This window comes from Klebsiella sp. P1927, assembly GCF_018204675.1.
Classification (GTDB): Bacteria; Pseudomonadota; Gammaproteobacteria; order Enterobacterales; family Enterobacteriaceae; genus Klebsiella; species Klebsiella pneumoniae.
Genome location: NZ_CP073377.1, coordinates 2,953,554 through 2,979,645 on the forward strand (window position 1 = coordinate 2,953,554; position 26,092 = coordinate 2,979,645).

Consider the following 26,092-nt stretch of genomic DNA (forward strand, 5'->3'; position numbering starts at 1 on the left):
CGTTACCGGATACCCCCCGCACAGATCCCGGCGTGCGCGATTTACGCACCGGGCTCCTGCCTCGGGTGTCTGGCGGTGAACCGCTCCACAGGCCATGGATGAAGAACCCGAACCCTTGGTAGCCATGCGGCTGCCAGTTTGTTTGCTTTCGTCCAGGTCGTATCATCCTTCTGGCTCCTGCGCCTGAGCGCCCGGCGCCAGAGGTTTGTTACGTGTGTCCTGAACTTCTGCATGGTGGGGAAGTTGCCCGGTACCGAGTGATAGTTCAGGTATCCCTGAACCACTCTCCTGAGCCATTTTCCCTGTTCGGGGATTGAGTAATGCCAGCGCCTTCGCAGACCGTCTTTGATGGCTTTCAGAGTTGCCGTCATCCGATCCCGGCGGGTCTTTCGTATCAGCATGAACCTGCCGTTGCGATCTTTCCCGCTGATGTGCGTGAACCCGAGGAAGTTGAACGTTTCTGGTTTGCCTTTTCCCCTGATGGCACGGTTTTCGGCAGCGAAGCGGCCGAACTCCATCAGACGGGTTTTCTCCGGGTGAACCGTGAGTCCGAACTCCCTCAGTCTGCGCTGCATGGCTATACGGAAGCGCCGGGCATCGTATCGTTTGTCGAACCCGATGACGATGTCATCGGCGTATCTGACCATTACCACATTGCCTGTGGCATAGCGACGTCGCCACTGATGCGCCCACAGATCGAAGACGTAGTGGAGGTATATGTTTGCCAGCAGCGGTGAGATGACCGCACCCTGTGGGGTGCCTTCCTCCGTTGCTCGCCATTGACCCTCCTCCGACGTCCCGGCTGTGAGCCACTTACGTATGAGCCTGATTACCCTCCGGTCGCCGATCCGATGCTCTGTGAACCTGATCAGCCATTCGTGGCTCACCCTGTCGAAGAACTGACTGATGTCGGCATCCAGTACCCAGTTTACGTTAGTGCGTACCAGCCCTGTGGCCAGTGCGTCCAGTGCATCGTGCTGGCTTCGCCCGGGTCTGAACCCGTATGAGAACCCCATAAAGTCGTTTTCATAGACTGCGTTCAGGATTTTCACCAGCGCATACTGGACGATCTTGTCCTCCAGCGAGGCGATGCCGAGCGGGCGTTGTTTTCCATCCGCTTTTGGGATGTAGTGACGCCTGCCGGGCTGCGCCCTGTAGCTGCCCTGATGTAGCCTCCGGTGCAGATCTGTTATGTTGTTCTTCATGTTTCCGGCGTAGTCCATCCACCTGATGCCATCCACTCCGGCGGCCGCTTTCCTGCTCAGGGAGAGGAATGCGGCTTCCAGTGCTTCGACTGTCAGCAGGTGGAACAATGCTGTAAACCGTTCTTTCTTCCGCTGCTTCGCAGCTTCCCGCACGCGTGACAGCCTCTGTGACATGCTTTCCCGGCTCTGTGTCCGGCGCATGTGTGGCTGTTCCGCGTTCCCCTTGGCCCCGCTCCTTCGCTCCACTGACTCCGCTCCTTTCGGGTTGTTCGCCTGCTTCGCCGCTACTATGAGCGAGTCCGACTTCTCCTCTCCGTACATCACCGGCTATGACTCCTCGTCTTCCCGGTGCGGGCCATCTCCGACACTGGCAGATGGTCAGAGGGGAGATCTCCCGGTTCCCGCGTAGAGATCGTATTGACATGCCAGGGTCTCAGACCCCGCCGGGTCCATGTGGCACTCGCAGTATCGCACCCTATGATGTTGCCTTCCGTTAACAGTACAACGTCGGCACCCGGTAATTTAATATACATTTCGTGGCTCAATGGCTGGCCTGTCAACACCCCTGTCAACGCTTCGCCCCATACCTCGCGGTATGCAACGCATGACTCGGGGACCTTGTGGATTGCTGGTCCTTCAATGGTCGGGGACTTTCACCCCTTGATCTCTAACCGGTCTCCCGGCGCACACTGAATATATATACAGTAGTTTTGCCAATTTTACCGGTCAATATCGGCTCCAGCTATCAATCGCCAGCACTGAAATAACTCCTTGATGTCAATAGGGGTCTTCTTCAGCGCCAGCGAACCGTTTGCTGCTTTTGCGCGCAGTCCGCCCGCCGCGCGAGGTGGTAGATGCGCAGCGCCGCGGCATTCGCTTGACACTGTACATTAATACAGTAAAACTATCGCCCGCGATCAGCATACAGAGGACAGAAGATGTTTGTGGAACTGATTTATGACAAGCGCAATTTTGCCGGGCTGCCGGGCGCCAGAGAGGCCATTCTTAACGAGCTGACCAAACGCATGCAGCGCATTTTCCCGGAGGCGGAAGTGCGGGTGAAGCCGATGATGACGCTGCCGGCGATCAACACCGACGCCAGCAAGCATGAAAAAGAGCTGATCAGCCGCACGGTGCAGGAGATGTTTGAAGAGGCGGATATGTGGCTCACTGAAGAGTGATCCCGCCCGTCAGTCGCGGCGACCACCTCTTTAAGAGCTTTCCCGGATGTGGCAGAGCCGCGGGCAACAGTACAATAGCGGCGGTTGCAGACTGGCAATGCAACCTTCGCTCACCTGCTGGCTCTTGCATACGGCCAGCAGGTGAGCCCTACCTGTCTCCCCTCATCGCCTCACAGCGTCTCCGGTAGCGCCGCTATAATTCTATCCACTAGCCCGCGATGCTGATGGACCTTCCCGCATTTAACAATGATCTGCCTGGCGTTGTCATAGCCCGGGGCCCACAGCCGGTTATTAAGCAGAACGTCCTTATAGACCGCGATCAGCGGTTTGTTCCACGCCGCCGCCATGTGCACCACCGAGGTGTCCGGGGAGATAATCAGCTCCGCCTGGGCGATCAGCGCCATCGCATGGTGTAACGTGTTAAATGGGTTAATCACCACCTCCGGCGGCAGCGGGATGCGGATCTCGCGCCGGTGATCGAGCAGAATAGCCGCGCTCCCCGGATGGCGGGCCAGCAGTTTGTCGAGCAGTTCCGCCAGCTGCGTCTGCGAGAGACTGCGGTCGGCATGGCCGGCAAAAATATTAATCACCACCGCTTTTCCGCTTAGCGACGCCAGATACTGCGCCACCTCCTGCATAATCGGCCCGGGCACCGCCAGGTCGTAAGCGTCCAGCCCGCGGGTGTCCAGTTGGAGATAATCGGCGATCAGCTCGAACGTTTTCGTCACGTGCCAGCGCTGGCAGTCAAAATCAAAAGAGTGGGAGTAGTGCTTAATCGATGGCCATTTATTAAACCCGAGCACTGATTTGGCTTTTATTTGTCGGAAAAGCCGCAGGCGATGCACGGGAATATCGAACAGCGAAGGGTCAATAATAATATCGTACTTATTATTAGCCAGTTCATTAATAACGTCGCGAGGAACGTTATGATTAAATTTACGCAAAAAATCGGCGGACGTGACCGGGTCAGCTTCATAAATATGGCGGATCCGCGGGTTATAACGCATCACCTGGCTGTTAGAGGTCGTCAGCAAAAAATCAACGATATAGCCTGACTGATGCAGGCATTTCACCAGCGCGGAATCCACCACTACATCGCCGACCGCCCCCTCATTGCGCATCAACAGGACGGTTTTCGCAGACGACAAATCTACCGGCTGACGGCGTCGGCGATCCCAGAGCGCTTTCGCCACCCCCACCCGCAGGGCATTACGTACTTTCTTAGTAAAGTAATTCCGCCGTCTGTTGAGCTCCCTTATTTTATTAAATTTCTTGCGTGGGGAACCCTGCATGGTTGCATCGTGCATCATCCTAACCTCATTACGGCAATTATTAATATTCTGTGTCGTCCGATAGAGACTGAGCGAAATAAAAAAAGTTCGATTGAAAATGAAAATCATTCTTTTTTTTATTTACAAAACTCATCTGCGCCTGCGGGATTGCACCACAGCACTGTGAAGTAATAATGAGCGAATGGTGAATTTCCCGGCCCACCGTTGGCAGGCCGGCGCAACAGCGCTAAGCTGGCTGCTTTATGATGTCAGGAGGACGCTATGCTTGAAGCAGTAGAAGGTAATATCCACCAACGGCTGTGCGCGCTGCTCGACGAGCACCGGGCCCGCTACCGGGTGATGGCGCACGAGGCGGTCGGTCAGTGCGAAGCCGTCTCGGCAATCCGCGGCACCGCGCTTGGCCAGGGCGCGAAAGCGTTAGTCTGTAAAGTGAAAGGAAACGGCGTCAACCAGCATGTGCTGGCGATCCTCGCCGCCGATCGGCAGGCCGACCTCGCCAGCCTGGCCCGGCATATCGGCGGCAGCAAAGCCTCGCTGGCCAGCCCGGCGGAGGTGGAGGCCCTCACCGCCTGCGTGTTCGGCGCCATTCCCCCCTTCAGTTTCCATCCGGCGCTGCGGCTGGTGGCGGACCCGCTGCTGTTTGAACGCTTTCCACAAATCGCCTTTAACGCCGGGCGCCTGGACCGGTCGATCATTCTCGACACCGAAGACTATTTACATATCGCCCGACCAGAGATCGCGACCTTTCGCCGTCTTAGCTAACCGGGCATCCGCCCAGATTTCCGCCGCATGGCGTAAAAATCCTGTTTATTCACGCCACGATGCGTAGAGTAAGCGGGATATTTTTGGCATTCTTATTTTGGCAAGGACCTCTGTACATGTTTGATACCACCCTGTTGATCCTGCTGGGTCTGGCGGCGCTCGGCTTTATCAGTCATAACACCACCGTGGCGATCTCCATCCTCGTGCTGATTATCGTGCGCGTCACGCCGCTGAACGCCTTCTTTCCCTGGGTTGAGAAACAGGGACTGACCGTCGGGATCATTATTCTGACCATCGGCGTGATGGCGCCTATCGCCAGCGGCACGCTGCCGCCCTCGACGCTGATCCACTCCTTTATGAACTGGAAATCGCTGCTGGCGATTGCGGTCGGGGTGTTTGTTTCGTGGCTCGGCGGGCGCGGCGTCTCCCTGATGGGCTCCCAGCCGCATCTGGTGGCCGGGCTGCTGGTCGGTACAGTACTCGGCGTCGCCCTGTTTCGCGGCGTCCCGGTCGGGCCGCTGATTGCCGCCGGGATCATCTCATTGTTTATTGGGAAGTCGTAGCCAGGCTACCGTGATAGCGGCCCGGTGTCTGCCCGAGCCCTTTTTTAAACATGGTGATGAAGGCGGTGGTGGAATCGTAGCCCAGCGCCTGAGCCGTCTGCTGCACCGTCTGCCCGCGGATCAGCAGCTGCAGCGCGAGGATCAGCTGCAGCTGATGGCGCCAGCGGCGAAAGCTCAGCCCCGTTTCGCGCACGACCAGGCGGGCCAGATTCCGCTCGCTCATCGCAAACACCGCCGCCCACTGGCTCAGGGTCTGCCAGCGCGCCGGATCCTCAGCCATCATCGTCACCATTTGACGAATTTTCGGGTGGTTTGATACCGGCAGCTGCAGGTGCTCCTGCGGCTGGCGGGGCAGCTCATCAAACAGAACCTGCACCAGCCGGGCCGTGGCGGGGGCGGCCAGGGACTCTCCGCCGCGCTCCGCCAGAGTAAGGATCAGCTCTCGCACCAGCGGGGAAATCTTTAGCGTACAGCAGCGATCCGGCATCGGCGCGGCGCCCGGCTCGATGAACAGGAAGCATACCTGGGCGCCGGGGGTAGCGCGGTTACTGTGGGACAGCTGCCCCGGAACCCACACCGCATACTGCGGCGGCACCATCCACATTGCGTTCTCCACCTCGCAGGTCAAGGCGCCGTGCAGGGCAAGGATCAGCTGCCCCTTACGGTGGGAATGCGCCGGAATATACTGCTCCGCCTCCACCACCCGGATACGAAAGGCAATGGCCGATTCGTGGCCACTGTCCGGTTCATAGCCATCCAGCCCCAGTCCAATCATCATATTGTCCGATATTAGCGATAATCTGTCATTTTAGCTTGATTTAAACGAGGGACAAAGCCGCTATCGTAACCCCCCTCGTTAGTTACCTTGAGAATGATATGTCTTCTGTGATCTCCTCTACCGGCCGCCGCCCCGCGCTGCTGATTGCCGGTATCCTGCTCATCGCCACCACCCTGCGCGTGGTCTTTACCGGCGCGGCGCCGCTGCTGGACGCGATTCGTAGCGACTATGGCCTGACCACCGCGCAGACCGGGCTGCTCACTACCCTGCCGCTGCTGGCCTTTGGCCTTGTCTCGCCGCTGGCGGCAGGGGTTGCCCGCCGGTTCGGCATGGAACGCAGCCTGCTGCTGGCGATGCTGCTGATCTGCGCCGGCATTGCCCTGCGCTCCCTGCCCTCCGCTGCGCTGCTGTTTATCGGCACGGCGGTGATCGGCTGCGGCATTGCGCTGGGTAACGTGCTGCTGCCCGGGCTGATTAAACGGGATTTCTCGCAGCATGTCGCGCGGATGACCGGCGCCTATTCCCTGACGATGGGCGGCGCGGCGGCGCTTGGTTCGGCGCTGGTGGTCCCCGTGGCGATGGCCGGATTCGGCTGGCGCGGGGCGCTGCTGCTGCTGATGGTCTTCCCGCTACTGGCGCTCCTCAGCTGGCTGCCGCAGTCCCGGTGCCGGGCGGAGACGCCATTGACCGGCTCAGGCGCTATGCATAACCGGGGGATCTGGCGGTCGGCGCTGGCCTGGCAGGTGACGCTGTTCCTCGGCATCAACTCGCTGGTCTATTACGTGATTATCGGCTGGCTGCCGTCGATTCTGCAGAGTATGGGCTATAGCGAAGCGCAGGCCGGCTCGCTGCATGGCCTGCTGCAGCTGGCGACCGCCGCGCCCGGCCTGGCGATACCGCTGATCCTGCATCGGCTGCGCGACCAGCGCGGGATCGCGGTGCTGGTCGCCCTGATGTGCGCCATCAGCGCCGCCGGGCTGTGGCTGTTGCCTGAGCTGGCGATCGGCTGGACGCTGCTGTTCGGCTTTGGCTCCGGAGCCACTATGATCCTCGGCCTGACGTTTATCGGCCTGCGCGCCAGCTCGGCGCATCAGGCCGCGGCGCTGTCAGGGATGGCGCAGAGCGTCGGCTATCTGCTGGCCGCCTGCGGGCCGCCGCTGATGGGCAGGATCCATGATGCCAATGGCGACTGGCATATTCCGCTGCTGGCGGTGGCGCTGATTTCGCTGGTGATGGCGGTCTGCGGCGCGCTCGCCGGACGTGACCGGGAAATTCACCCCTGAAGATGACCGGCAGCGCCCGCTGCCGGTGGAATTATTGTGCCGCGGCGCGGAGAAACGCCTGCACCAGCGGCGCGGGACGCCCGTCCAGCGCGTGACGCTCATGCTGGAACAAGGTGGCGACAAAAAACGGGTGCGTCACCAGCTCGACGGCGCGGATCTCACCCTCTTCATCCCAGCCGGTGACGCGCAGATCGCCCTGCTCCAGCTCCGCCGCAAACGCGCTGCTCACGCCGTACCGGCAGTGGTAGCCCTCTTCAATGCTCTCCCGGCCATAGGCGCGGGCAATCAGCGTATTCGCCCGCAGCTCGACGACGGCAGAGGTCTCCACCAGCGAGCAGCTGAGGGGAGCAATCACCATCCGCCCTTCGCTGTCGGTTTCCGCATGTCCGGCGTCCTGCCAGCCGAGCACGTTGCGGGCGTATTCAATCACCGCGTGCTGAAAGCCGCCGCAGGTGCCGAGGAAAGGAATGCTGTTTTCCCGGGCATAGCGGATCGCGGTAAACGCGCCTTCCGGGTGACGATACGGGCTGCCGGGAACGACCCAGATGGCATCGTACTCCGCCAGCGCCTCGCCGGAGGCGATCGACGGGGTGGCGAGCCAGTCATATTTCACCGGCTGCTCCAGCACGGCGGCGGCATCGTCTATCGCCAGGGGAATGGCCTGATGGGCAACAATATCGGGGTGATAATCGCCGACAAGGGCGAGGCGTAAAGGAGTTTTCATAGCAGGTTCCTTATGTCTGGACGAGACGGACAGCACAAGGCACGTCAGAATAGCGATCCCGCCTGTGGAACACAATCCTTATTTTCACCCCACCGCCGTGGCCGACGGGTGAGGTATACTGGAAAAAGCGCGTAAGGGAGAGAGAATGAAAAATAAGCTTTTGGTCAGCGCCTGCCTGATGGGATTCCAGGTGCGGTATAACGGTAGCGAGAAGGCACAGCTGGCGGCGACGCTGTCCCGCTGGCAGCAGGCGGGGCGGCTGGTGATCCACTGCCCGGAGCTGGCGGCCGGTCTGCCTACGCCCCGACTGCCGGCGGAGATCCTCGGCGGTACCGGCGGCGATGTGCTTGCCGGACGGGCGCGGATCGTGGAAAGCGACGGCCGCGACGTCACCGAACATTATCAGCTGGCCGCCTGGCTGGCGCTCAGCGCCGCCCGGGAAGCGGGCTGTCAGGCAGCGTTACTCACCGACGGCAGCCCTACCTGCGGCAGCCAGTTTGTCTATGACGGTTCCTTTCGCGGACGGCGCAAAGCGGGCGCCGGCGTGGCCGCCGACCTACTCCGCGCCCACGGCATCACGGTATTTTCCGACGGGCAAATCCCGCAGTTGCTCGCCTGGATGGCACAGAAGGAGCAGGATGATGATTCAGTGTAAACGGGTGTATGACCCGCAGGAAAGCAGCGACGGCTATCGGGTGCTGGTCGACCGTCTCTGGCCGCGGGGGATTAAAAAAGAGGCGCTGGCCTGTGATGAGTGGTGTAAGGAGTTAACGCCTTCCGCTGAGCTGCGCAAAGCCTTTCACGGCGAGGCGATCGATTTCGCCCACTTCAGCCAGCGCTATCGTCAGGAGCTCGACGCCCATCGCGAAACGGGCCTGCGGCTGGCGGCGCTGGCGCAACGCCAGCCGCTGACGCTGCTGTACGCTGCGAAGAACACCGAGCAGAATCATGCCCGGGTGTTGGCCGCCTGGCTGGCGGCCCTGCCGGTTACGATTTAGCCGGATGATCCCGGCGCCACAGCGCCCACTCGTCGAGGGTTTCGCCGCTGGGTAGTTTGCACTGAGTGCTGACGCCCTGCGGCGTTTGCACCGGCACCCGGGTGCCGCCGGATTGCTGACAGTATACCGCCGCGGGGTTGGGCATGCCGATGGTTTTCGTCGGCGCAGTGGGCTGCGGCTGGGTACAGCCGGCCAGCGCCAGGGGCAAAATAGCCAGTAGCTTTTTCATTGTTCCTCCCTTTCCTGAATGCCCGGGGATTTTAGCCTGAATCTCCACGTTTTCTCCATCTTGCCTGCACTTTTCCCCCGTAGAGTAGCCCTGTTCTCGAACTGACCAGAGAACAGATCATTCCATAATCAATGAGTTTTTCCCCGTCGCCCCCGACGGGGCTTTTTTTCCCACCGCGTGGACAAGTATTCCCCAGACAGATGTGATAAATTTAAAAATATCACTGTTTATTTGACGCTGATGTCCGTTTGCAGCCCAATATGCTGGGGTGACGTTTGGCGTGCTGGAGCTGTATTATTCATGTCAGATTTTATTCTTGCCCGGGTGTCGCAAACCCTCGCTGCGGAACAATCCCTGGAAACCCTGGTGCGCCAGCTGCTGGAGATGCTGGAGGCGGTGACGCGAATGGAGTCCACCTACCTCACCCGCATTGATACCAACGCCCAGCGGCAGCAGATCATGTTCGCCCACAACAGCAGCGAAATGCAGATCCCGGAAGGATTTTCCGTCCCCTGGGATGAATCCCTGTGCAAACGCGCCCTTGAGGATCAGTGTACGTTTAGCAATGACGTTGCCAACCGCTGGCACTCCTGCATCGCCGCCCAGGAGCTGGGAATCGCTACTTTTTTAAGCATTCCCGTCCGCCTGGCCGACGGCTCTCTGTTCGGCACCCTCTGCGCCACCAGCCGGCAACAACAGCCTTATAACCTCGAAGGCGAACAGGTCATGGGCCTGTTTGCGAAGCTCATTTCCCACTACGTGGAAAAAGACACCCTGGTGCAACAGCTGCAGGCGGCAAACGTCGCGCTGGAGCTGCACTCGTCTACCGATGAGCTCACCCAGCTTCCCAATCGCCGCGCGCTGTTTAAGCAGCTGGCGTTACGCTTTGCCTCCGCCCGCGCCCAGCAGCAGCAGGTCTCGCTTATTTTTATCGATCTCGATGGTTTCAAAGCCATTAACGATCGGTTCGGCCATCCGTGCGGCGACAGCTTTCTGGTGCAGGTCGGCAAACGACTCACCGCTGTCGCGCGCCGGGAAGATATCGTTGGCCGCCTTGGCGGCGATGAGTTTTTGATCGTCGGTAGCGCCCAGCAGCCTGCCGCACAGCAGGCGTATGTCACGTCTCTGCGTCAGGCTCTGTGCGGCGTCTACTTCCTCGGCGAACAGCGTATCGACTATGAGGGCGCTAGCTTCGGGGTGGTCACCTGCGATCCGCAGAGTATCGATGTTGAAGCGGCCTTACGCACTGCCGATGAGGCGATGTACCAGGATAAGAAGTCCCGCCGCCAGGAGAATTTCATTCATATTGACTAAAGTACCGCGATATCCAGTATCATGCAGGGCATCATTCGTGGGCACAGGGACACAATCATGAAATTGGGTATTCTTTTCCCGGTGGCGATCTTTATCATCGCCGTCGTCTTTCTCGGCTGGTTTTTTGTCGGCGGCTATGCGGCGCCGGGTGGGGCATAATGAAAAAAAGCACCATTATCATGCTGGTTGTCGCCATCGTGGCGGTGGCCGGCACCCAGTTAGGCTGGTGGTGATCGCCGCGGCGATATTGCGGATTTATCCTATCCCATCAATAAGTTAACCCTTTACACTCACGTTATCCGCCGCGGCATTCTCGGCCCCGGGGAATAAGAATAGCGGGAGAAGTAAGGATGAAAAAACCGATCGTGTTACCGTTGATTATTGCGCTGTGCACGCTGTTATCGGGATGCATTATTGACGATGGATATCACCCCCATCGCCACCACCACCATCATCACTATCATGACGACGACTAATGCTTCACGCTGTTGATAAGCCGATAAGACCGGGCGAACCGCGGTTCGCCCGTTGACGCTTAATCCTGACGATCGGCGCCGAGGAAAATAAAGCCGAGGGGGATAGCGAAGAGCGCGGTAAAGACAATGCTGTAAACCGTCACCATCGCCCCCTGCAGGAAGAACATGGACGTCGTCCACTCTGAGTACGGCATATTGTACTCGCTCACCACGCCCCCGAAGGTCGCCCGCCCCACTACCGCCAGCGCGATAGCAAACACCACCGCGAGCGACAGACAGTATTTTTTGCAGTTTTTATTGCTGAGGAGTTTTTGCAGAATCATCGGGGCTTCCTTTTTGCTGAGCGATAAACGGCTGTATATGTAACACCAATGCAATAAAAAATGAAGGGTTTTTGTTACAGGGCAGAATAAGAGACGGCGGGCCGGTCAGCGGGTAACCGGCCCGTGGGGATCAGGACTGCAGGGTAGCCAGGCGCGCGGCGAACCCGACGAAAACCAGACCAATCAGGCTGTTGCCAAGTTTAGCCAGCTTCTTGCGGGTTTTGACGTAGCGGGTGACAAACGAGCCGGAGAGGATCAAAAAGCTCATATAGCAGAAGCTAATCACCTCGAGGGTCAGCGCCAGGATAAAGAACGCCACGCCGGGGGTTTTGGCGTTGACATCGATAAACTGCACGAAAAACGACACATAGAACAGAATCGCTTTCGGATTGGTCAGGCTCAGGGTCAGAGAGCGCTTGAGGATCGCGCTCGCCGGCTCCGCGCTGGCGTCGGACTGGCCGTCGCGCTGGGTCAGCACCGCATAGAGCATTTTGCCCCCGAGCCACAGCAGGTAAATTGCCCCGAGGTAGCGCACGACGTTAAACAACACCGGCGTGGTTTTAATCAGCGTCGCCACCCCGGCGAATGCCAGAAACATCAGCACTGCGTCGCCAATAAAGACGCCCGCCGCCGCCAGATAGCCTTTCTTCACCCCGTGGGCAATGCCCGTTTTCAGCACGAAAAACGTATTAGGGCCAGGAACGAGGATGATAAACACCGCCCCGACCAGATAGGTTAAATAATTCAGAACACCAAACTCAGCGAACACTCTGCACTCCTTCGCGCACGACTAAAACATGATCCGGCTCACGTTACCCCAACTGTCGGGATTTTGAAAGCGCAGCCTGTGCGGGAAGGTTAATAGACGGAAGGTTCGCCCAGCGGGCGGGTTTTAAAACGACGGTGTACCCACAGATACTGCTCGGGAGCGCGCAGGATCTCGCGCTCAATAACCTTGTTGATATAGCCGGCGGCGATCTGCTTATCCTCACCCGGATAGTCATTCATCACCTCGCTGATATGCAGGCTATAGCCCCGGCGATCCAGCTTACGTACCATGCTGATGCTCAACATTTTCGCGCCCGATAAGCGGGACAGGACATAGGTGCCGTTGGTGGTCGCCGCCTGCGGGACGGAGAAAAAAGGTGCAAAGACGCTGCCCTTGGGACCGTAATCCTGATCGGGCGCGAACCACACCGCTTCACCGGATTTTAAGGCATGCACCAGACCGGTCAGGTTGTTGCGATCGATCATCGCTTTGTTCGAACGCAGGCGACCGCGGGTTTGCACCCACTCCATCAGCGGGCTGTTGTGCGGCCGGTAGGTGGCCATCATTGGCCGACACAGCCCCATCGCGCGGCCGCCCAGCTCCAGCGACATAAAGTGCACGCCGACGACCATTACCCCTTTCCCACCGCTAAGCGCGTGATTAAGGTTGGCGAACCCCTCGACATCAAACCATTTTTTGACCCGCTCGTCGCTCCAGAACCAGGCCATGCCGGTTTCGATAAGCCCCATTCCCAGCGACATAAAGTTTTGATCGATCAGCGTCTCGCGCGCCGCTGGCGACATGTCCGGGAAGCAGAGTTCGATATTACGCCGGGCGATATGTTCGCGGCGTTTAAGAAAGCGACGGGAAAGGCGACCAGCGCTGGTGCCGATAAAATGCAGCAGCGGATAAGGCAGTTGCACGATTAACCAGAGGATGCCGAGCCCGAACCAGGTCAGCCAGTTACGCGGGTGTAAAAGTTGTTTATTAAATACGCAGGCCATGATTTTTCCTGTAAACATTAATTATGTGGTAACGCTTAAGGAAAACAGAATCCATTTATCATCATTAGGCGGTACGTACAGCAAGTTCGACAATACTAATCCGCTGAAATTCCCTCCGGCAAGTAAAAAACAGCAAGCTGACAAAAAAACATAATTGCGGCACATATGTTACTAAATGTAAACTTAAATCTTGAACCACGCTTAATATATTCATCATGCATATCATTTTCACGCTAATCATCAGCTTTACTAACGAAAACAACCGAAAGCTGCCGCAGTGCGGCCCTGGCCGCCGGTGGCAGGCGTCCGCTGAGCCGCGCGATCGGCGGCCTGACCGCGTTGGGATGCATCGTAGTCTGTCAAAGCGAGTATTAAACGCGTCCCACTGCGAAATGCATCTTTTTTAATCCGTCAGCATAAGAAAGATTAAAACGACTTTAAGACAACAATTAAGAATAGACTTATTTAAACCTGCTTTTAAAATAAGCGCGGTGCATTGAAATACTGTGCCCGCCGGACAATAAAAAATATTTCTTTACGCCTCGTGGGAAACACAGGTGGAGTGAATGATGGGTAATCATTCGCCATCGATTTGCATGGAAGCCAGGTCATTGAGAAGAAAGCACGGCGAGGGTGTGAACAACGCCCTCGCCGCAGAGGATCAGTAGGTATGGAAATATTGCTGAATCAGCTGCGGATCTTTAGTCTGCGTCAGCGCGGTCATCAGCAGTATACGCGCTTTTGCCGGGTTGAGGGAGTCGGCCACCAGCCCGGGCTGGCTGTCATCCGGCGGTACGACGCCGCTGCCGGTACGGGAGGCTCGCACCACCACGATGCCCGCCTGCTGCGCTTTTTTGATACCGGCGGCGCTACGTACCGACACCGACCCCGCCCCGGTTCCGGCGTAGATAATACCGTCGGCATGATGGGCGATCGCCGCATCGTACATATACTCCGGATCGTCCTGGTAACCATAAATAATCACCACCTTCGGCAGAACCTTCAGCTGACGCACATCGAACACCGAGCGCAGCGTGTGAATTTTATCCACCCGCGTCTCGAACTGGGGTTTTCCGCCCACCACGACACCAAGATAGCCCTCCTCGGGCGCCCGGAAGGTATCCAGCGAAGTGGCATTAGTTTTGGTGACAAAGCGCGCCGCGCCGATGCGGTCGTTAAGCACCACCATTACCCCGCGTCCCCGGGCATCAGGATCGGCAGCGACCGTGACCGCTTCCAGCAGGTTCATCGGCCCGTCGGCGCTGATCGCCGTCGCCGGGCGCATCGCCGCGGTAAAGACCACCGGCTTGTTGCTTTTCACCGTCAGATTGAGGAAATACGGGGTTTCATCCAGCGTGTCCGTACCATGGGTGATCACCACGCCATCGACATCGTCCCGGGCCAATAGCGCATTTACCCGCTTCGAGAGCTGGAGAATAATATCGCTGGTCATATTCTCACTGCCAATATTGGCCACCTGCTCGCCCTCGACGTGAGCGATTTTACTCATTTCCGGCACGGCGTTAATCAGCGTCTGCACCCCAATCGCCCCGGCTTTATAGCCGGTTGTTTGGGTATTGCTGGCCGCCGAACCAGCAATCGTTCCGCCGGTGGCTAAAATAACAATATGCGGAAGACGCGTCTCGCTAAACGCCAGGCTGCTCATCGTCAATAACGCAATGGCAAGTAATGCTCTAAAATTCATACAGGTCACTCCCTTCATAGACATTAATCAAACTTACGCTTGCTTAATGCAAAGGGCTTGCCAGAATTCATTTCTTTTCTGGGGGGGAAATGGTTAACTATCAGACAATAATAAGGTTCTTAGGACGATATCGCCCAACTCTGGTGCACCACTGGATCTGAAACGGGCAGAGCTATGAACCAAAACATTCTGAGGATTTACCTGTTCAGCAACACACAACACGCATTGCGATCAGATTATCGACACTTCCGTCACCGGCGAGAGCATTTTTGCCCGCCAGGTCACGCGAACGGAGAACAGAGATGCGTATTGCCCTGAAGTCGGCCCTGATGCTGACCACCAGAGTCATCCAGATCATTAACCCTGAAGTGCACCGGCATATGCAACGAACGGCCTTAATCGCCCTGACGCTGGCGCAAAGGCTGGAACTGCCTGACGAACGGCAGCAGACCATTTTTTGCGCCGCGCTGCTGCACGATATCGGCGTGCTGGGGGATAAACGCACCATTCATTCGCTGGATGCTATCGATAATATCCACGACCCGCATCAGCGCCAGGGTGTGGCGATGCTGGAGGGATTAGCGACCTTCCAGCCCATCGTTCCCTTTATTCGCGATCACCATTTTAGCCCGAACCACCGGGGCTCCCGCGAACAGCACATTGTCTATTTCGCTGATGCCTTTGAACGGCTGCTGCCGGCCGATAGCCACGTTGCCGCCTGGCCCACGCGGGCGGTGGTGGAACAGTTCGTCGCTTTGCATCGGGAGATCGATCCGCCGCTCTGCGATATCCTGTGCGAGGTCGCTGAAAATGCGAACTTCTGGCAGCACCTTCACCCCGGCCATATTCAGCGGCTGCTGGAGATTATTGGCCCCATCAACACGCGCTATCTGGATATTCACGGTCTGAAGGATGTCTGCCTGCTGATTGCCAAAATCGTCGACACCTACAGCAGCTTTACCGCCACCCATAGCATCATGGTGGGGGAAATCGCCCGCCAGCTTGCCCGCTGGATGCAGCTGCCGGAGCCCACCTGCCAGCAAATACAGATAGCCGGCTATCTACACGATATTGGCAAGGTCTATATCCCACTCTCCATTCTCGAAAAAGAGGGCGAGCTGGATGATGAGGAGCTGAGTCAGGTGCGGGAGCACAGCTACATGACCGGCGAACTTCTCAGCGACTATAGCGAGCTCGGCGACATCATTAACTGGGCCTCGAATCATCATGAAAAAATGGACGGCAGCGGCTACCCTCTGCATCTCGAAAAGGAGCACCTGACCCTCGCCGACCGGATTATCTCCATCGCCGATATTTTCACCGCGCTGACCGAAGATCGCCCTTATCGTAAAGGGATGGCCTGGCAGGAAGCCTTACAGATTATGGAAGCGGATGTTATAAATGGCGCTCTGGATAGCGATGTCTTCCTCGTTTTGCGCCACCATGCGGAAACGCTACACGCCATCATTCTTCAGACCCTTGCCCCTCTGCATAGCGAGCGCCGCCTCTGAAGCGGGCCGCCGTCGTGGCGGGGGCGGAGTTCTATAATCAAAACAGCTTCATCTGCATGCAAGGAAATTCACGGTGAGAATCGCCACCATCACTAACTGGGCTTACGGGATCACCGTTGGCCTGACGCTGGCTTCCGGGAGCGCTATGCTCATGGCCTCCAGCGCCGACCGCGTCGAACGCCAGGCGGTACAGCAGCGCCAGGTCTTTGATACCCTCTCCGACGAGGTGGAAAACGACGCCTGGGCGCTGTCTGACCTCGCCCGGCTGTACGTGATAAAGCCTTCACCGGAGACGCTTACGCAATATCAGCAGCTGCAGCAGACCGACAAGAGCATAGAGCAGCGGCTGGGCGGCCTGAAAGATAACGGCGCCAGCCGCGAGGAGCTGGCGCTGCTCCAGGATGGCCTGCGGATCGCCGATGAGCTACAGGATGAACAGCAGGCGGCCCTGGCGCATGTCGCTCGCGGCGATGCGCCAGCGGCCATCGCGGTGCTGTACGGCACCGCGTACGAGACTGAACTGGAGCGCATGCAGACGCAGATCGATCGCTTCCGCCAGATGCTTGAGCATCGCGCCGCCGTCGCTATCGACCAGGCCACCGAGCGCTCGCGGATCTGGCGTACGCTGTCGGAAATCATGGTCGGCCTGACCGCCCTGATGTTTTTGTTCGTCCTCGGCTTCATTCTCAAACGCCGGGTGCTCTACCCGGTGGTTCGCCTGAGCGACGTGGTCCAGCGTCTCGCCTCCCAGGATTATGCGGTGGAGACGCCGCACTTTACCCAGGTGGATGAGATTGGTGACATGGCTCAGGCGATCCGCATTTTTCGCGAGAACGGCCTGGCCCGTCAGCGGCTGGAGCAGCAGCGCGACGCCGACTGGGCGATCCGCGAGCTGCTGGCGCGTATGACTCAGCGGCTGCAGGGCTGTGAAACCATTGAGGATGTGATTAAGGTGGCGGAGCGGTTTGCGCCGAATATCGCCCCGACGATCCCCGGTAAACTGTATGTTCTGGATACCGACCCCTGGCAGATGCGCTGCGTAGCGCAGTGGCTGTCGCCCGCCGGTGAGACGACGCCCTTTTCTCCCGACGACTGCTGGGCGATACGGCGGGGACTCAGCCATCCGCCGGTGCAGGGCGAGCCCGATATCACCTGCTATCATTTGCCGGAGACGCACGCCGGCCAGTCGCTCTGCGTACCGCTCATCGCCCAGGGCGAAGCCATTGGCCTGCTGACTTTCCAGAACGTCACCGCCAGTGACGCTCCTTCCCGGGCCTATCTCGAGCTGATGGCGGAAGCGTTGGGCCTGGCGCTGGCCAATCAGCGTTTGCGCAGCGCCCTGCTGGAAAAAGCGCTGTTCGATTCCCTGACCGGCCTGCGTAACCGCCATCATCTTGACGAAGCGCTGCATTCGCAGATGGCGCTGGCGGTCCATACCCATACTCCGCTGAGCTGTCTGATGATCGACATCGATCATTTTAAAACCATCAATGATCGCTATGGCCATGAGGCTGGGGATCTGGTGATTAAGAGCGTTGCGACCATTGTGCAGCGCGCGGTGCGCGATATCGGCATGGCTTTCCGCTACGGGGGCGAGGAGTTTTTAGTGCTGCTCCCCGGGATTGACGAAGCCGGGGCGCACCAGTGCGCCAGCGAGATCTACACCCAGGTGCGCAATATGACGCTGCGCGATGGTCTGACCGAGATAGGCCAGGTGGATGTGTCGATTGGCATCGCCAGCTACCCGCAGCACACCCAAAGCGATAGTCTGCTGCGCGCGGCGGATGCCGCGCTGTACCGGGCGAAAGAGCTGGGCCGCTCAAGGATTGTCAGCTTTGGCCGCCTGAAGACCAGCTAACCGGGACTATCGCTCAGCGGTATTAAGCAGCGAGATAACTTTCCTTACCACCGCCGAACGAATATGGCGGTGGTAAACCATGCTCAGCTCACTCTCCGCCAGCCGATCCTGGAGATCGATATACACCACGTTATCAAGGCGTAAGGCCCGCGCCGAGAGCGGAACCAACGCCACTCCCACCCCGGCGGAGACCAGGCTAATCATCGAGGTAACGTCGTTAATCCGCTGCGCCACCTGCGGCGTAAAGCCCGCGACGCGACAGGCATCCATAAAAACCTGCTCCAGTCCGGTGCCCTGCGGATCGTCAAGCGAGATCCAGTTGTCAGTGCGCAATGAGGCCAGATTAAGCGCGCCCACGCCGGCCAGCGGATGCTGTTGATAGAGCGCCAGGCAGAGCTTTTCACGTACAAACGGCCTGACCACCAGCGCGTCCGGCGGCGAGGCCAGCGGCGCGCGGATGATGGCGATATCCAGACGCAGATCCAACAGCGCTTCGTAGAGCATTTGCACATCCCCCTGCACCAGCGACAGCTCAATCCCCGGCCAGTCGGCGCGCAGCCGGCGCAGGAGCCCCGGCAGTTTACTGTCGTACATCGCGCTGGAGACATACCCCAAATGCAGCCTCCCCTGCTCGCCCCGCGCGGTGCGCTGGGCGTCCAGCACCGCCTGATCGGCCATTTCCAGCGCCAGCCGCGTCTTGTGTAAAAAGGCCTCGCCCGCGGCGGTCAGAGTCAGACGGCGGTTAGCGCGGGAAAAGAGCACCACGCCCAGGCGCTGCTCAAGCTGCTTAATCTGCTGACTGAGGGCGGGCTGGGCGATATGTAACCGCTCCGCCGCCCGGTGCATATGCAACTCTTCGGCAACGACCACAAAATGGCGTAACGCTCGCAAGGACATGGTCGGACTCCTCCCTACAAATTGATAAGAAAAAGCTTATCAATAAAGCATAAATGATGCAATTGATAACCATTAGCCTGCGAAGCATACTGTGCGCATCGATACGCTAAGGAGAACATCATGACCGCACCGATTCAGGATCTGCGCGACGCCATCGCGCTGCTGCAACAGCATGACAATCAGTATCTCGAAACCGATCATCCGGTTGACCCTAACGCCGAGCTGGCCGGTGTTTATCGCCATATCGGCGCGGGCGGCACCGTGAAGCGCCCCACTCGCATCGGGCCGGCGATGATGTTTAACAATATTAAGGGTTATCCACACTCGCGCATTCTGGTGGGTATGCACGCCAGCCGCCAGCGGGCCGCGCTGCTGCTGGGCTGCGAAGCCTCGCAGCTGGCCCTTGAAGTGGGTAAGGCGGTGAAAAAACCGGTCGCGCCGGTGGTCGTCCCGGCCAGCAGCGCCCCCTGCCAGGAACAGATCTTTCTGGCCGACGATCCGGATTTTGATTTGCGCACCCTGCTTCCGGCGCCCACCAACACCCCTATCGACGCCGGCCCCTTCTTCTGCCTGGGCCTGGCGCTGGCCAGCGATCCCGACGACGCCTCGCTGACCGACGTCACCATCCACCGCTTGTGCGTTCAGGGCCGGGATGAGCTGTCGATGTTTCTTGCCGCCGGCCGCCATATCGAAGTGTTTCGCCAGAAGGCCGAGGCCGCCGGCAAACCACTGCCGATAACCATCAATATGGGTCTCGATCCGGCCATCTATATTGGCGCCTGCTTCGAAGCCCCTACCACGCCGTTCGGCTATAACGAGCTGGGCGTCGCCGGCGCGCTGCGTCAACGTCCGGTGGAGCTGGTTCAGGGCGTCAGCGTCCCGGAGAAAGCCATCGCCCGCGCCGAGATCGTTATCGAAGGTGAGCTGTTGCCTGGCGTGCGCGTCAGAGAGGATCAGCACACCAATAGCGGCCACGCGATGCCGGAATTTCCTGGCTACTGCGGCGGCGCTAATCCGTCGCTGCCGGTAATCAAAGTCAAAGCAGTGACCATGCGAAACAATGCGATTCTGCAGACCCTGGTGGGACCGGGGGAAGAGCATACCACCCTCGCCGGCCTGCCAACGGAAGCCAGTATCTGGAATGCCGTCGAGGCCGCCATTCCGGGCTTTTTACAAAATGTCTACGCCCACACCGCGGGTGGCGGTAAGTTCCTCGGGATCCTGCAGGTGAAAAAACGTCAACCCGCCGATGAAGGCCGGCAGGGGCAGGCCGCGCTGCTGGCGCTGGCGACCTATTCCGAGCTAAAAAATATTATTCTGGTTGATGAAGATGTCGACATCTTTGACAGCGACGATATCCTGTGGGCGATGACCACCCGCATGCAGGGGGACGTCAGCATTACGACAATCCCCGGCATTCGCGGTCACCAGCTGGATCCGTCCCAGACGCCGGAATACAGCCCGTCGATCCGTGGAAATGGCATCAGCTGCAAGACCATTTTTGACTGCACGGTCCCCTGGGCGCTGAAATCGCACTTTGAGCGCGCGCCGTTTGCCGACGTCGATCCGCGCCCGTTTGCACCGGAGTATTTCGCCCGGCTGGAAAAAAACCAGGGTAGCGCAAAATAAGCAATAGCCGCCGGTAAACGGCGGCATTTTTCCATGCCGCGCGATCCTGAGCGGATGGCGCAGGCAGGATTAATTGATCGCAGCGGCGAGATCTTTTTTCACCAGCTCGCGCAGCTCAGAGGTCAGCTCCTGGCTTACGTCGAAATGGCGATCGGGGCGTTACGCATGGGGGTATTTACAGGGAATGATCCTTCATAAAAAAGAGAGGCGCTTATCACTGCGCTAATAAAGACTATCTGTAGCAAAGGGGGTATTTAAAACTGGATAATAAAAGAATAGCAGGTAACCGAAACCAGCCCCCGGTCGACCCTCAACCGCAAAGAAAAATATATTCTTCCTTCCAGTAGCGGCCCTGACCTATGATGTCCCCGGCAGAAGTGATTAACCGTTTTTGCTTTTCGGTTTCGATACCCTCAACGATCACATGGCCGGTCAGGGTATGAATAGACTGCAACAGACCGGGCAAAGCGGGGTCGTTTTCTTTATCCCAGAAGTAATCCTTATCCACTTTGACGCAATCGAAGCGGAATCTCTCCAGCAGCGGGAAGGAGGTTCGCCCGCGACCAAAATCATCCAGCCAGACCGGACAAAGCGCCGCCAGCGTGCTTAGCGCCGTCAGCTCGCGGCCGGCGATAAACTCATGAAAATTCTCATTTATCTCCAAAGCAATATGCTTACACGAGCGCAGAAAATCGCAGAGATAGCGGTCCGTCAGAATAAAATGGCTTAATAAATCATCGATATTGAGCGAGATCGGCTTATTATCGACCAGGGAAAAATCAAATACGGAAAGCAACTCGATTTGTCGGGTAAATAGTGCAAGCTTATCGCTTTCGGTAAGCGTGGAGAAAGAAAACGCGGGCGCTGAGGCGTTATTTCGTGCGGGTGCTATAATATCTTTAGTGAGCAATTCCCACGAGTGGCAGCTGCCATCATCGCTAATAGCGGGCTCCAGTACGAAGCGATAGGAGGTATTTTTCGCGTTTTCTTCAACCATTTAAAAAATACCAAAAATAAGAAAGGGTTAAAGCATGTCATATATTTCCCGCCAACAAAAATAGTTTAAAATGATCGATAAGAAACATTCGATAGCTAAAAACTATCAACATATAATTTATTGATCGGTAAAGTGAATTAATATAAATTAGCCACCGCTGTCGCATGCGTTTAGACAACAATTAAAATATTGTTTCAAACCAGCCAGTTACATGACGAGCCGCATCCAGTCGTAGCCACATTACGCTTTTCCCCGGCGGCAAAAAAAAGCGTGGTGTAATAAAAATCAAAAATACAAGCCGCCAGTTTTCGTCCTCTCGTATGCCAAAAGATGAATAATCTCTGGCCCAACGCAACCGCTTGCCGATAATAAAAACGCTGCCCCGGTCAACGAAACGTCATACTTTACCGCTACCTTGCTGGCAGAACAGGCGCAGCGGATAAAGGGCAGTGAAAAGAAAATACATGGTTCCACTGGCGCTAATGCTCCTCATGCTCATCGCCAGCGCATGGCTGGAACCGGCCCCGCGGCCTGTCGCCAGAGGGCTGTGCGTCTGGTTCGACGGGGCAATGGTCAACTGTCTGCAGAGGCAACGGCTGGGCGAAAGGTTGCCGACTCACTCGCTGGCCAGGCGGTAAACGGGCACTCGTCGGGTGGTATTGAACAAATTGTCGCTGACCTCCACCTCCGTCGTGACAATCGCCATACCGGACCGGCGCAACTGCGCGATGTCCGCCGCCACTCGCTGACTGCCGAACCAGAACAGGGCGTCGAGAGCGGTGACCGGCAGGCCGGCGTTCAGCGCCTGGCGGAGCCGCTCCCGGGCCGGCTTTATCTCCCGGGCAATCTGCTGGTACGGGGCCGCCGTCAGCCCCGTTGCATCGACGCGACGAATGCGGTTTGCCAGGCGGTAATGAAAGGCTTCCGGGACAGCCTGTAAATCCTGTTTCAAACTATAGACGCAGCCGTAACGTTTGCCGTTGAAAACGGCGGCTTTACGGCTAAGCTGCAACGTCTCGCGAACATCGGCGATTAGCTGCGGCGCGCGCACCAGCAGCAGGCGAAAAGGCAGCTCGAAGCTGGTGACATAGTCGACGTTCAGTAACGCAATGCGCAGGCGCTCCTCTGCCCCGGCCCGCAGCTGACGACACTCCAGGTATACTTCGCGCCACTGCTCCCGGAGCCGTGGCGTCTCACCGGCTTCGGTAAACTGGTATTTTTCAATATCGTAATCAATTCTCCCGGCCACCGCGCATTCCTTTCTGAATCAGTCCGCGGGTTATATTATCATCCTCCGACGCCGTCCCCTATGCCCAACGCCGCTGTCGTTGTCGATTATTTACGATAAAGATAACGGGTGATGATCACATCAAGAACAAACAGCAGGAAGATAACGCTGCTTAACCATAATAAGCCTGCGAATAAATCAAGTAATTGCATCGTTGTTCCCTCGCCGTTGGCCCTAAAAAAGACGCTCCATCACCATAAAGTAGTTAACAACCACCTTAACAGCCACAGAATAAAATTATTTAGCACGATGCCATCCCGAGCCCGGACAGATTCATTTTATTGTCATTAATTTGTCATCAAAAAATGTCTATCATCAACCGGCGCCGCAGGGTCGTCTCTGCCGTCATGGTATGGCGGACAACGCGTCGCCACGCGGTTTAACAACACGGAATAACCTCGCCCTACCTCATTCTTACTGTCATTGCATAATTTTATATCAGGCACGTTTGTCATCCTGCTGAATAATCCGTAAAAGCGCCGTAAGCAATAAAACCCCTGCAGATTGGTTTACCATGGAGAAATAAGATGCCTAGCGAAAAAGCCCGCAGCCTTGACCATTTCTATGAATTACTGGCGACAGGACAACACCCGAAGATTGAGCTCGATTTTGATGTCGCCGCGGACGATTTTTTTAAAATCGCCACCGAGTTTGGCGATATTGGCGCGAGGATCACCCGGGTTAACGAACGATTTATTATTAAGATCAAGCCACCGAAGGCATAAACACCCGGCCCGAGTCGTTGCAGCAGATCACCGGTTTGTGCGCATCCCTCTCGGTCATCCCTGACCGGACGGCGCGACGCGCCGGCAAATCCTCACCTGCCGGCGCGAATCAGGCTCAGTGATAGCCCTCGCTGCCGGAGACTTTGCCGCGAAAGACGTAGTAGCTCCAGGCGGTATACATCAGGATCACCGGGATAATGAGCAGCGCGCCCGGCAGCATAAATACCTGGCTGGACGGCGGCGCAGCGGCATCCCACAGAGAGATATGCGGTGGGATAATGTTCGGCCAGACGCTGATCCCCAGCCCGCTGAAGCCGAGGAAAATCAGGCCCAGCGTCAGGATAAATGGGCGGGCATGGCTGGCGGGGCGCGCGCTCAGGCGCCAGATCCACAGGCTCAGAGCCAACACCAGAATCGGCACCGGCACGAACCAGAAGAAATTGGGCAGCGTAAACCAGCGTTCCGCCACGTAGCGCCAGCCCAACGGCGTCCAGACGCTGACCACCGCGATCACCGCCATCAGCGCCAGCAGTACCTTGCGGGTCAGCTCGCGCATCCGCTGCTGCAGCGCGCCTTCGCTTTTCATAATCAACCACGTGGTGCCCAGCAGCAGATAGGCCACCACCAGCCCCAGACCGCAGAACAGATTGAAAGGGGTAAGCCAGTCCAGCGTCGAACCGGCGAAGCGGCGGTCAGCCACCGCAAAGCCGTTGATAAACGCGCCGACGACAATCCCCTGGCTGAAGGTCGCCAACAGCGAGCCGCCGGCAAAGGCATAGTCCCAGAAGATGCGATGCGAGGGAACCGCTTTAAAACGAAATTCAAAGGCCACGCCGCGAAAAATCAGGCCGATGAGCATCGCCGTCAGCGGGATAACCAGCGCATCGGTGATCACCGCATAGGCCAGCGGAAAGGCGCCGAACAGCCCTGCCCCGCCGAGCACCAGCCAGGTTTCGTTACCATCCCAGACGGGGGCGACGCTGTTGACCATCACATCGCGCTCTTCGCCATCATGCACCACGCTGAACAGCATCCCAATACCTAAATCGAAACCATCCATCACGATATACATCAGCGTGGCGAAGACAATGATGACAAACCAAATCACCGAGATATCGATGCTCATGATGCGTTCTCCTCATCACGCACCGGCTCAGCCGCTGAGAGCGGACGCGCCGGGGTGCCTGCGGTTTGCGAGGTCAGCTCCGTCACCGGCTGCGGCCCTTTTTTGATAAGCCGGAAAATGTAGTAATACCCCACGCCAAACACGGCGCAGTAAACCACGATAAATACCAGCAGGCTGATGGCCATCTGCAGGGTGCTGTGCAACGACACCGCATCCCGCGTGCGCAACAACCCGTATATCACCCACGGCTGGCGGCCCATCTCGGTGGTCACCCACCCGGCGACCAGGGCAATAAGACCGGCGGGCCCCATACAGAGCGCAAACCACTGGAAGGGACGCGAGTGGTACAGCCGCCGCCGATAGCGCAGCCAGGCGCTGCAGATCCCTAAGGCGATCATCAACACGCCCATCCCGACCATGATGCGAAACGACCAGAAGACGGCGGGCGAATAGGGTCGGTCCTCTTTCGGGAAGTCTTTCAGGGCCGGCACCTGCTTATGCAGGCTGTGGGTAAGGATCAGGCTACCGAGAGCGGGGATCTCCAGACCATAGCGGGTCCGCTCCTGCTCCATGTCCGGCAGGCCAAACAGCAGCAGCGGCGTGGCCTCGCCGGGGCGATTTTCCCAGTGCCCTTCGATGGCCGCGATCTTCGCCGGCTGATGCTCAAGGGTGTTAAGACCATGCATATCCCCCACCACCGCCTGGATCGGCGCCACCAGCAGCGCCATCCACATCGCCATCGACAGCATTTTGCGGATGGCCGGCGAGTCGTTGCCGCGCAGAAGATGCCACGCGGCAGAGGCCCCGACGAACATGGCGCTGCTGAGAAACGCGGCTATCGCCATATGGAACAAGCGATACGGAAAAGAGGGGTTAAAGATAATCGCCAGCCAGTCCTGCGGGATGAGATGGCCATTTTCGATGATAAAACCCTGCGGCGTCTGCATCCAGCTATTGGAGGCAAGGATCCAGAAGGTAGAAACCAACGTGCCAAGCGCCACCATGCAGGTGGTAATAAAATGCAGCGCTGGCGGCACTTTATTCCAGCCAAACAGCATCACCCCGAGGAATCCCGCTTCAAGGAAGAAGGCGGTCAGCACTTCGTACAGCAGCAGCGGGCCGGTAATACTGCCAGCGAACTGGGAAAATCCGCTCCAGTTGGTGCCGAACTGATAGGACATGACTAATCCGGAGACTACGCCCATGCCAAAATTGACGGCAAAGATTTTCAGCCAGAAATTGTAGAGTGAACGCCAGACATTATCCCGGGTTCGCAGCCACATCCCCTCAAGCACCACAAGGTAGCTGGCAAGGCCGATGGTGATGGCCGGAAAGAGGATATGGAAGGATACGGTAAAGGCGAATTGCAATCGGGCCAGATGAAACGCGTCGAATTCAAACATATTCCACACCCATCATTGTGAATCGCCCCGGCCGCAGCCGGGGCTCATGCGA

General features: G+C 57.9%; 30 protein-coding genes and 1 pseudogene. 16 read left to right on the forward strand and 15 right to left on the reverse strand.

Annotation, left to right across the window (positions count from 1 at the left end):
- Positions 1-41 precede the first annotated feature (41 nt).
- Positions 42-1,529, reverse strand: coding sequence for a group II intron reverse transcriptase/maturase (ltrA, locus tag KB892_RS15030; protein ID WP_004178082.1), 1,488 nt, complete (start codon positions 1,527-1,529; stop codon positions 42-44).
- A gap of 614 nt (positions 1,530-2,143) precedes the next feature.
- Here ltrA and KB892_RS15035 point away from each other — a divergent pair.
- Complete coding sequence (locus tag KB892_RS15035; protein WP_002901096.1) at positions 2,144-2,386, forward strand: DinI family protein; 243 nt, start codon at positions 2,144-2,146, stop codon at positions 2,384-2,386.
- A gap of 170 nt (positions 2,387-2,556) precedes the next feature.
- Here KB892_RS15035 and KB892_RS15040 read toward each other — a convergent pair whose 3' ends face one another.
- The gene (locus KB892_RS15040) at positions 2,557-3,693 is read right to left on the reverse strand and encodes a glycosyltransferase family 9 protein (RefSeq protein ID WP_004198512.1); all 1,137 of its coding nucleotides are present in this window, start codon (positions 3,691-3,693) and stop codon (positions 2,557-2,559) included.
- On the opposite strand from KB892_RS15040, the pseudogene KB892_RS31170 reads away from it, so the two are divergent.
- The 3 genes and pseudogenes from KB892_RS31170 (at position 3,688) to KB892_RS15050 (ending at position 5,003) form a co-directional block, all read left to right on the forward strand.
- A pseudogene (locus KB892_RS31170) lies at positions 3,688-3,844 on the forward strand (hypothetical protein). The gene KB892_RS15040 and the pseudogene KB892_RS31170 overlap by 6 nt on opposite strands.
- A 95-nt stretch (positions 3,845-3,939) precedes the next feature.
- The gene (locus tag KB892_RS15045) at positions 3,940-4,440 is read left to right on the forward strand and encodes a YbaK/prolyl-tRNA synthetase associated domain-containing protein (protein ID WP_002901088.1); all 501 of its coding nucleotides are present in this window, start codon (positions 3,940-3,942) and stop codon (positions 4,438-4,440) included.
- Positions 4,441-4,556: 116 nt separating this feature from the next.
- Positions 4,557-5,003 (forward strand): DUF441 domain-containing protein, encoded by a 447-nt coding sequence (locus KB892_RS15050; protein WP_002901080.1) that lies wholly within the window; start codon positions 4,557-4,559, stop codon positions 5,001-5,003.
- Here the strand turns inward: KB892_RS15050 and KB892_RS15055 are convergent.
- Positions 4,987-5,781: an AraC family transcriptional regulator gene (locus KB892_RS15055; RefSeq protein ID WP_004140469.1), complete on the reverse strand. Its 795-nt coding sequence runs from the start codon at positions 5,779-5,781 to the stop codon at positions 4,987-4,989. The genes KB892_RS15050 and KB892_RS15055 overlap by 17 nt on opposite strands.
- A 107-nt stretch (positions 5,782-5,888) precedes the next feature.
- Between KB892_RS15055 and KB892_RS15060 the strand changes: the two genes are divergently transcribed.
- Complete coding sequence (locus KB892_RS15060; RefSeq protein WP_014343001.1) at positions 5,889-7,064, forward strand: CynX/NimT family MFS transporter; 1,176 nt, start codon at positions 5,889-5,891, stop codon at positions 7,062-7,064.
- Between the two features lie 31 nt (positions 7,065-7,095).
- On the opposite strand, the gene KB892_RS15065 is transcribed toward KB892_RS15060, so the two are convergent.
- Positions 7,096-7,788, reverse strand: coding sequence for a CTP synthase C-terminal region-related (seleno)protein (locus tag KB892_RS15065; protein WP_004140471.1), 693 nt, complete (start codon positions 7,786-7,788; stop codon positions 7,096-7,098).
- 145 nt (positions 7,789-7,933) lie between these two features.
- Here KB892_RS15065 and KB892_RS15070 point away from each other — a divergent pair, with 145 nt between their 5' ends.
- Both KB892_RS15070 and KB892_RS15075 read left to right on the forward strand, forming a co-directional pair.
- Positions 7,934-8,443 carry a 2-thiouracil desulfurase family protein gene (locus KB892_RS15070; protein WP_004150778.1) on the forward strand — a complete coding sequence of 170 codons (510 nt, stop codon included), beginning with the start codon at positions 7,934-7,936 and terminating at the stop codon, positions 8,441-8,443.
- A gap of 4 nt (positions 8,444-8,447) precedes the next feature.
- Complete coding sequence (locus tag KB892_RS15075) at positions 8,448-8,786, forward strand: DUF488 domain-containing protein (protein ID WP_014343000.1); 339 nt, start codon at positions 8,448-8,450, stop codon at positions 8,784-8,786.
- Here KB892_RS15075 and KB892_RS15080 read toward each other — a convergent pair.
- Positions 8,776-9,015, reverse strand: a complete 240-nt coding sequence (locus KB892_RS15080) for a putative hemolysin (RefSeq protein ID WP_004150780.1) — start codon at positions 9,013-9,015, stop codon at positions 8,776-8,778. The two genes, KB892_RS15075 and KB892_RS15080, sit on opposite strands and share 11 nt — an antisense overlap.
- Before the next feature lie 300 nt (positions 9,016-9,315).
- Here KB892_RS15080 and KB892_RS15085 point away from each other — a divergent pair, with 300 nt between their 5' ends.
- The 4 genes from KB892_RS15085 to KB892_RS15100 all read left to right on the forward strand — a co-directional run bounded on the left by KB892_RS15085 (position 9,316) and on the right by KB892_RS15100 (position 10,805).
- On the forward strand, positions 9,316-10,329 hold the full coding sequence (locus KB892_RS15085) for a sensor domain-containing diguanylate cyclase (protein ID WP_004150781.1): 1,014 nt from the start codon (positions 9,316-9,318) through the stop codon (positions 10,327-10,329).
- A 57-nt stretch (positions 10,330-10,386) separates the two neighbouring features.
- Positions 10,387-10,488: a YoaK family small membrane protein gene (locus tag KB892_RS15090; protein ID WP_004150782.1), complete on the forward strand. Its 102-nt coding sequence runs from the start codon at positions 10,387-10,389 to the stop codon at positions 10,486-10,488.
- A gap of 20 nt (positions 10,489-10,508) precedes the next feature.
- The gene (locus KB892_RS31680) at positions 10,509-10,562 is read left to right on the forward strand and encodes a hypothetical protein (protein WP_151382667.1); all 54 of its coding nucleotides are present in this window, start codon (positions 10,509-10,511) and stop codon (positions 10,560-10,562) included.
- 117 nt (positions 10,563-10,679) lie between these two features.
- The gene (locus tag KB892_RS15100) at positions 10,680-10,805 is read left to right on the forward strand and encodes a hypothetical protein (protein WP_004140488.1); all 126 of its coding nucleotides are present in this window, start codon (positions 10,680-10,682) and stop codon (positions 10,803-10,805) included.
- A gap of 59 nt (positions 10,806-10,864) precedes the next feature.
- Here the strand turns inward: KB892_RS15100 and KB892_RS15105 are convergent, their stop codons facing one another.
- From KB892_RS15105 to fraE, 4 genes are all read right to left on the reverse strand, one after another.
- Positions 10,865-11,128: a DUF2534 family protein gene (locus KB892_RS15105; protein WP_004140489.1), complete on the reverse strand. Its 264-nt coding sequence runs from the start codon at positions 11,126-11,128 to the stop codon at positions 10,865-10,867.
- A gap of 130 nt (positions 11,129-11,258) precedes the next feature.
- Positions 11,259-11,897, reverse strand: a complete 639-nt coding sequence (leuE, locus tag KB892_RS15110; protein WP_004150783.1) for a leucine efflux protein LeuE — start codon at positions 11,895-11,897, stop codon at positions 11,259-11,261.
- Positions 11,898-11,986: 89 nt separating this feature from the next.
- Positions 11,987-12,901, reverse strand: a complete 915-nt coding sequence (gene lpxP, locus KB892_RS15115) for a kdo(2)-lipid IV(A) palmitoleoyltransferase (RefSeq protein WP_004148038.1) — start codon at positions 12,899-12,901, stop codon at positions 11,987-11,989.
- A gap of 661 nt (positions 12,902-13,562) precedes the next feature.
- Positions 13,563-14,606 (reverse strand): fructose-asparagine asparaginase, encoded by a 1,044-nt coding sequence (fraE, locus tag KB892_RS15120; protein WP_004150784.1) that lies wholly within the window; start codon positions 14,604-14,606, stop codon positions 13,563-13,565.
- A gap of 302 nt (positions 14,607-14,908) precedes the next feature.
- Between fraE and KB892_RS15125 the strand changes: the two genes are divergently transcribed.
- Together KB892_RS15125 and KB892_RS15130 are read left to right on the forward strand one after the other, a co-directional pair.
- Complete coding sequence (locus tag KB892_RS15125; RefSeq protein WP_004150785.1) at positions 14,909-16,117, forward strand: HD-GYP domain-containing protein; 1,209 nt, start codon at positions 14,909-14,911, stop codon at positions 16,115-16,117.
- Between the two features lie 73 nt (positions 16,118-16,190).
- Positions 16,191-17,975 (forward strand): sensor domain-containing diguanylate cyclase, encoded by a 1,785-nt coding sequence (locus KB892_RS15130; RefSeq protein ID WP_004150787.1) that lies wholly within the window; start codon positions 16,191-16,193, stop codon positions 17,973-17,975.
- Positions 17,976-17,981: 6 nt separating this feature from the next.
- On the opposite strand, the gene KB892_RS15135 is transcribed toward KB892_RS15130, so the two are convergent.
- Positions 17,982-18,872 carry a LysR substrate-binding domain-containing protein gene (locus tag KB892_RS15135; protein WP_004150788.1) on the reverse strand — a complete coding sequence of 297 codons (891 nt, stop codon included), beginning with the start codon at positions 18,870-18,872 and terminating at the stop codon, positions 17,982-17,984.
- A 120-nt stretch (positions 18,873-18,992) separates the two neighbouring features.
- Between KB892_RS15135 and KB892_RS15140 the strand changes: the two genes are divergently transcribed.
- Entirely contained in the window at positions 18,993-20,501 is a 1,509-nt protein-coding gene (locus tag KB892_RS15140) for a UbiD family decarboxylase (RefSeq protein ID WP_004140497.1), read from the forward strand.
- Between the two features lie 33 nt (positions 20,502-20,534).
- Positions 20,535-20,699, forward strand: coding sequence for a hypothetical protein (locus KB892_RS15145; protein ID WP_004150789.1), 165 nt, complete (start codon positions 20,535-20,537; stop codon positions 20,697-20,699).
- A 112-nt stretch (positions 20,700-20,811) separates the two neighbouring features.
- Here KB892_RS15145 and KB892_RS15150 read toward each other — a convergent pair whose 3' ends face one another.
- The 3 genes from KB892_RS15150 to KB892_RS15160 form a co-directional block, all read right to left on the reverse strand.
- Complete coding sequence (locus KB892_RS15150) at positions 20,812-21,498, reverse strand: KPN_01159 family EAL domain c-di-GMP phosphodiesterase (RefSeq protein ID WP_004150790.1); 687 nt, start codon at positions 21,496-21,498, stop codon at positions 20,812-20,814.
- A 397-nt stretch (positions 21,499-21,895) separates the two neighbouring features.
- Complete coding sequence (locus KB892_RS15155) at positions 21,896-22,075, reverse strand: hypothetical protein (RefSeq protein ID WP_004140501.1); 180 nt, start codon at positions 22,073-22,075, stop codon at positions 21,896-21,898.
- Between the two features lie 39 nt (positions 22,076-22,114).
- A complete protein-coding gene (locus tag KB892_RS15160; protein ID WP_004150791.1) occupies positions 22,115-22,747 on the reverse strand; it encodes an ECs1377 family protein in 633 nt (210 codons plus the stop codon).
- Positions 22,748-23,313: 566 nt separating this feature from the next.
- On the opposite strand from KB892_RS15160, the gene KB892_RS15165 reads away from it, so the two are divergent.
- On the forward strand, positions 23,314-23,511 hold the full coding sequence (locus tag KB892_RS15165) for a hypothetical protein (RefSeq protein WP_004140506.1): 198 nt from the start codon (positions 23,314-23,316) through the stop codon (positions 23,509-23,511).
- 115 nt (positions 23,512-23,626) lie between these two features.
- Here the strand turns inward: KB892_RS15165 and cydB are convergent, their stop codons facing one another.
- Together cydB and KB892_RS15175 are read right to left on the reverse strand one after the other, a co-directional pair.
- Positions 23,627-24,637: a cytochrome d ubiquinol oxidase subunit II gene (cydB, locus tag KB892_RS15170; RefSeq protein ID WP_004140509.1), complete on the reverse strand. Its 1,011-nt coding sequence runs from the start codon at positions 24,635-24,637 to the stop codon at positions 23,627-23,629.
- On the reverse strand, positions 24,634-26,040 hold the full coding sequence (locus tag KB892_RS15175) for a cytochrome ubiquinol oxidase subunit I (RefSeq protein WP_004150793.1): 1,407 nt from the start codon (positions 26,038-26,040) through the stop codon (positions 24,634-24,636). The genes cydB and KB892_RS15175 overlap by 4 nt, the downstream gene beginning before the upstream one ends.
- Positions 26,041-26,092: the final 52 nt, after the last annotated feature.

What these genes read in the sequence shown, in the direction of transcription:
- KB892_RS15035 (WP_002901096.1), top strand. Translation starts at nt 2,144, where the DNA reads ATGTTTGTGGAACTGATTTATGACAAGCGCAATTTTGCCGGGCTGCCG.
- KB892_RS15040 (WP_004198512.1), bottom strand. Translation starts at nt 3,693, where the DNA reads ATGCACGATGCAACCATGCAGGGTTCCCCACGCAAGAAATTTAATAAA.
- KB892_RS15045 (WP_002901088.1), top strand. Translation starts at nt 3,940, where the DNA reads ATGCTTGAAGCAGTAGAAGGTAATATCCACCAACGGCTGTGCGCGCTG.
- KB892_RS15050 (WP_002901080.1), top strand. Translation starts at nt 4,557, where the DNA reads ATGTTTGATACCACCCTGTTGATCCTGCTGGGTCTGGCGGCGCTCGGC.
- KB892_RS15055 (WP_004140469.1), bottom strand. Translation starts at nt 5,781, where the DNA reads ATGATGATTGGACTGGGGCTGGATGGCTATGAACCGGACAGTGGCCAC.
- KB892_RS15065 (WP_004140471.1), bottom strand. Translation starts at nt 7,788, where the DNA reads ATGAAAACTCCTTTACGCCTCGCCCTTGTCGGCGATTATCACCCCGAT.
- KB892_RS15070 (WP_004150778.1), top strand. Translation starts at nt 7,934, where the DNA reads ATGAAAAATAAGCTTTTGGTCAGCGCCTGCCTGATGGGATTCCAGGTG.
- KB892_RS15080 (WP_004150780.1), bottom strand. Translation starts at nt 9,015, where the DNA reads ATGAAAAAGCTACTGGCTATTTTGCCCCTGGCGCTGGCCGGCTGTACC.
- KB892_RS15085 (WP_004150781.1), top strand. Translation starts at nt 9,316, where the DNA reads ATGTCAGATTTTATTCTTGCCCGGGTGTCGCAAACCCTCGCTGCGGAA.
- KB892_RS15090 (WP_004150782.1), top strand. Translation starts at nt 10,387, where the DNA reads ATGAAATTGGGTATTCTTTTCCCGGTGGCGATCTTTATCATCGCCGTC.
- KB892_RS15100 (WP_004140488.1), top strand. Translation starts at nt 10,680, where the DNA reads ATGAAAAAACCGATCGTGTTACCGTTGATTATTGCGCTGTGCACGCTG.
- KB892_RS15105 (WP_004140489.1), bottom strand. Translation starts at nt 11,128, where the DNA reads ATGATTCTGCAAAAACTCCTCAGCAATAAAAACTGCAAAAAATACTGT.
- lpxP (WP_004148038.1), bottom strand. Translation starts at nt 12,901, where the DNA reads ATGGCCTGCGTATTTAATAAACAACTTTTACACCCGCGTAACTGGCTG.
- fraE (WP_004150784.1), bottom strand. Translation starts at nt 14,606, where the DNA reads ATGAATTTTAGAGCATTACTTGCCATTGCGTTATTGACGATGAGCAGC.
- KB892_RS15125 (WP_004150785.1), top strand. Translation starts at nt 14,909, where the DNA reads ATGCGTATTGCCCTGAAGTCGGCCCTGATGCTGACCACCAGAGTCATC.
- KB892_RS15135 (WP_004150788.1), bottom strand. Translation starts at nt 18,872, where the DNA reads ATGTCCTTGCGAGCGTTACGCCATTTTGTGGTCGTTGCCGAAGAGTTG.
- KB892_RS15140 (WP_004140497.1), top strand. Translation starts at nt 18,993, where the DNA reads ATGACCGCACCGATTCAGGATCTGCGCGACGCCATCGCGCTGCTGCAA.
- KB892_RS15145 (WP_004150789.1), top strand. Translation starts at nt 20,535, where the DNA reads ATGCCGCGCGATCCTGAGCGGATGGCGCAGGCAGGATTAATTGATCGC.
- KB892_RS15150 (WP_004150790.1), bottom strand. Translation starts at nt 21,498, where the DNA reads ATGGTTGAAGAAAACGCGAAAAATACCTCCTATCGCTTCGTACTGGAG.
- KB892_RS15165 (WP_004140506.1), top strand. Translation starts at nt 23,314, where the DNA reads ATGCCTAGCGAAAAAGCCCGCAGCCTTGACCATTTCTATGAATTACTG.
- cydB (WP_004140509.1), bottom strand. Translation starts at nt 24,637, where the DNA reads ATGAGCATCGATATCTCGGTGATTTGGTTTGTCATCATTGTCTTCGCC.
- KB892_RS15175 (WP_004150793.1), bottom strand. Translation starts at nt 26,040, where the DNA reads ATGTTTGAATTCGACGCGTTTCATCTGGCCCGATTGCAATTCGCCTTT.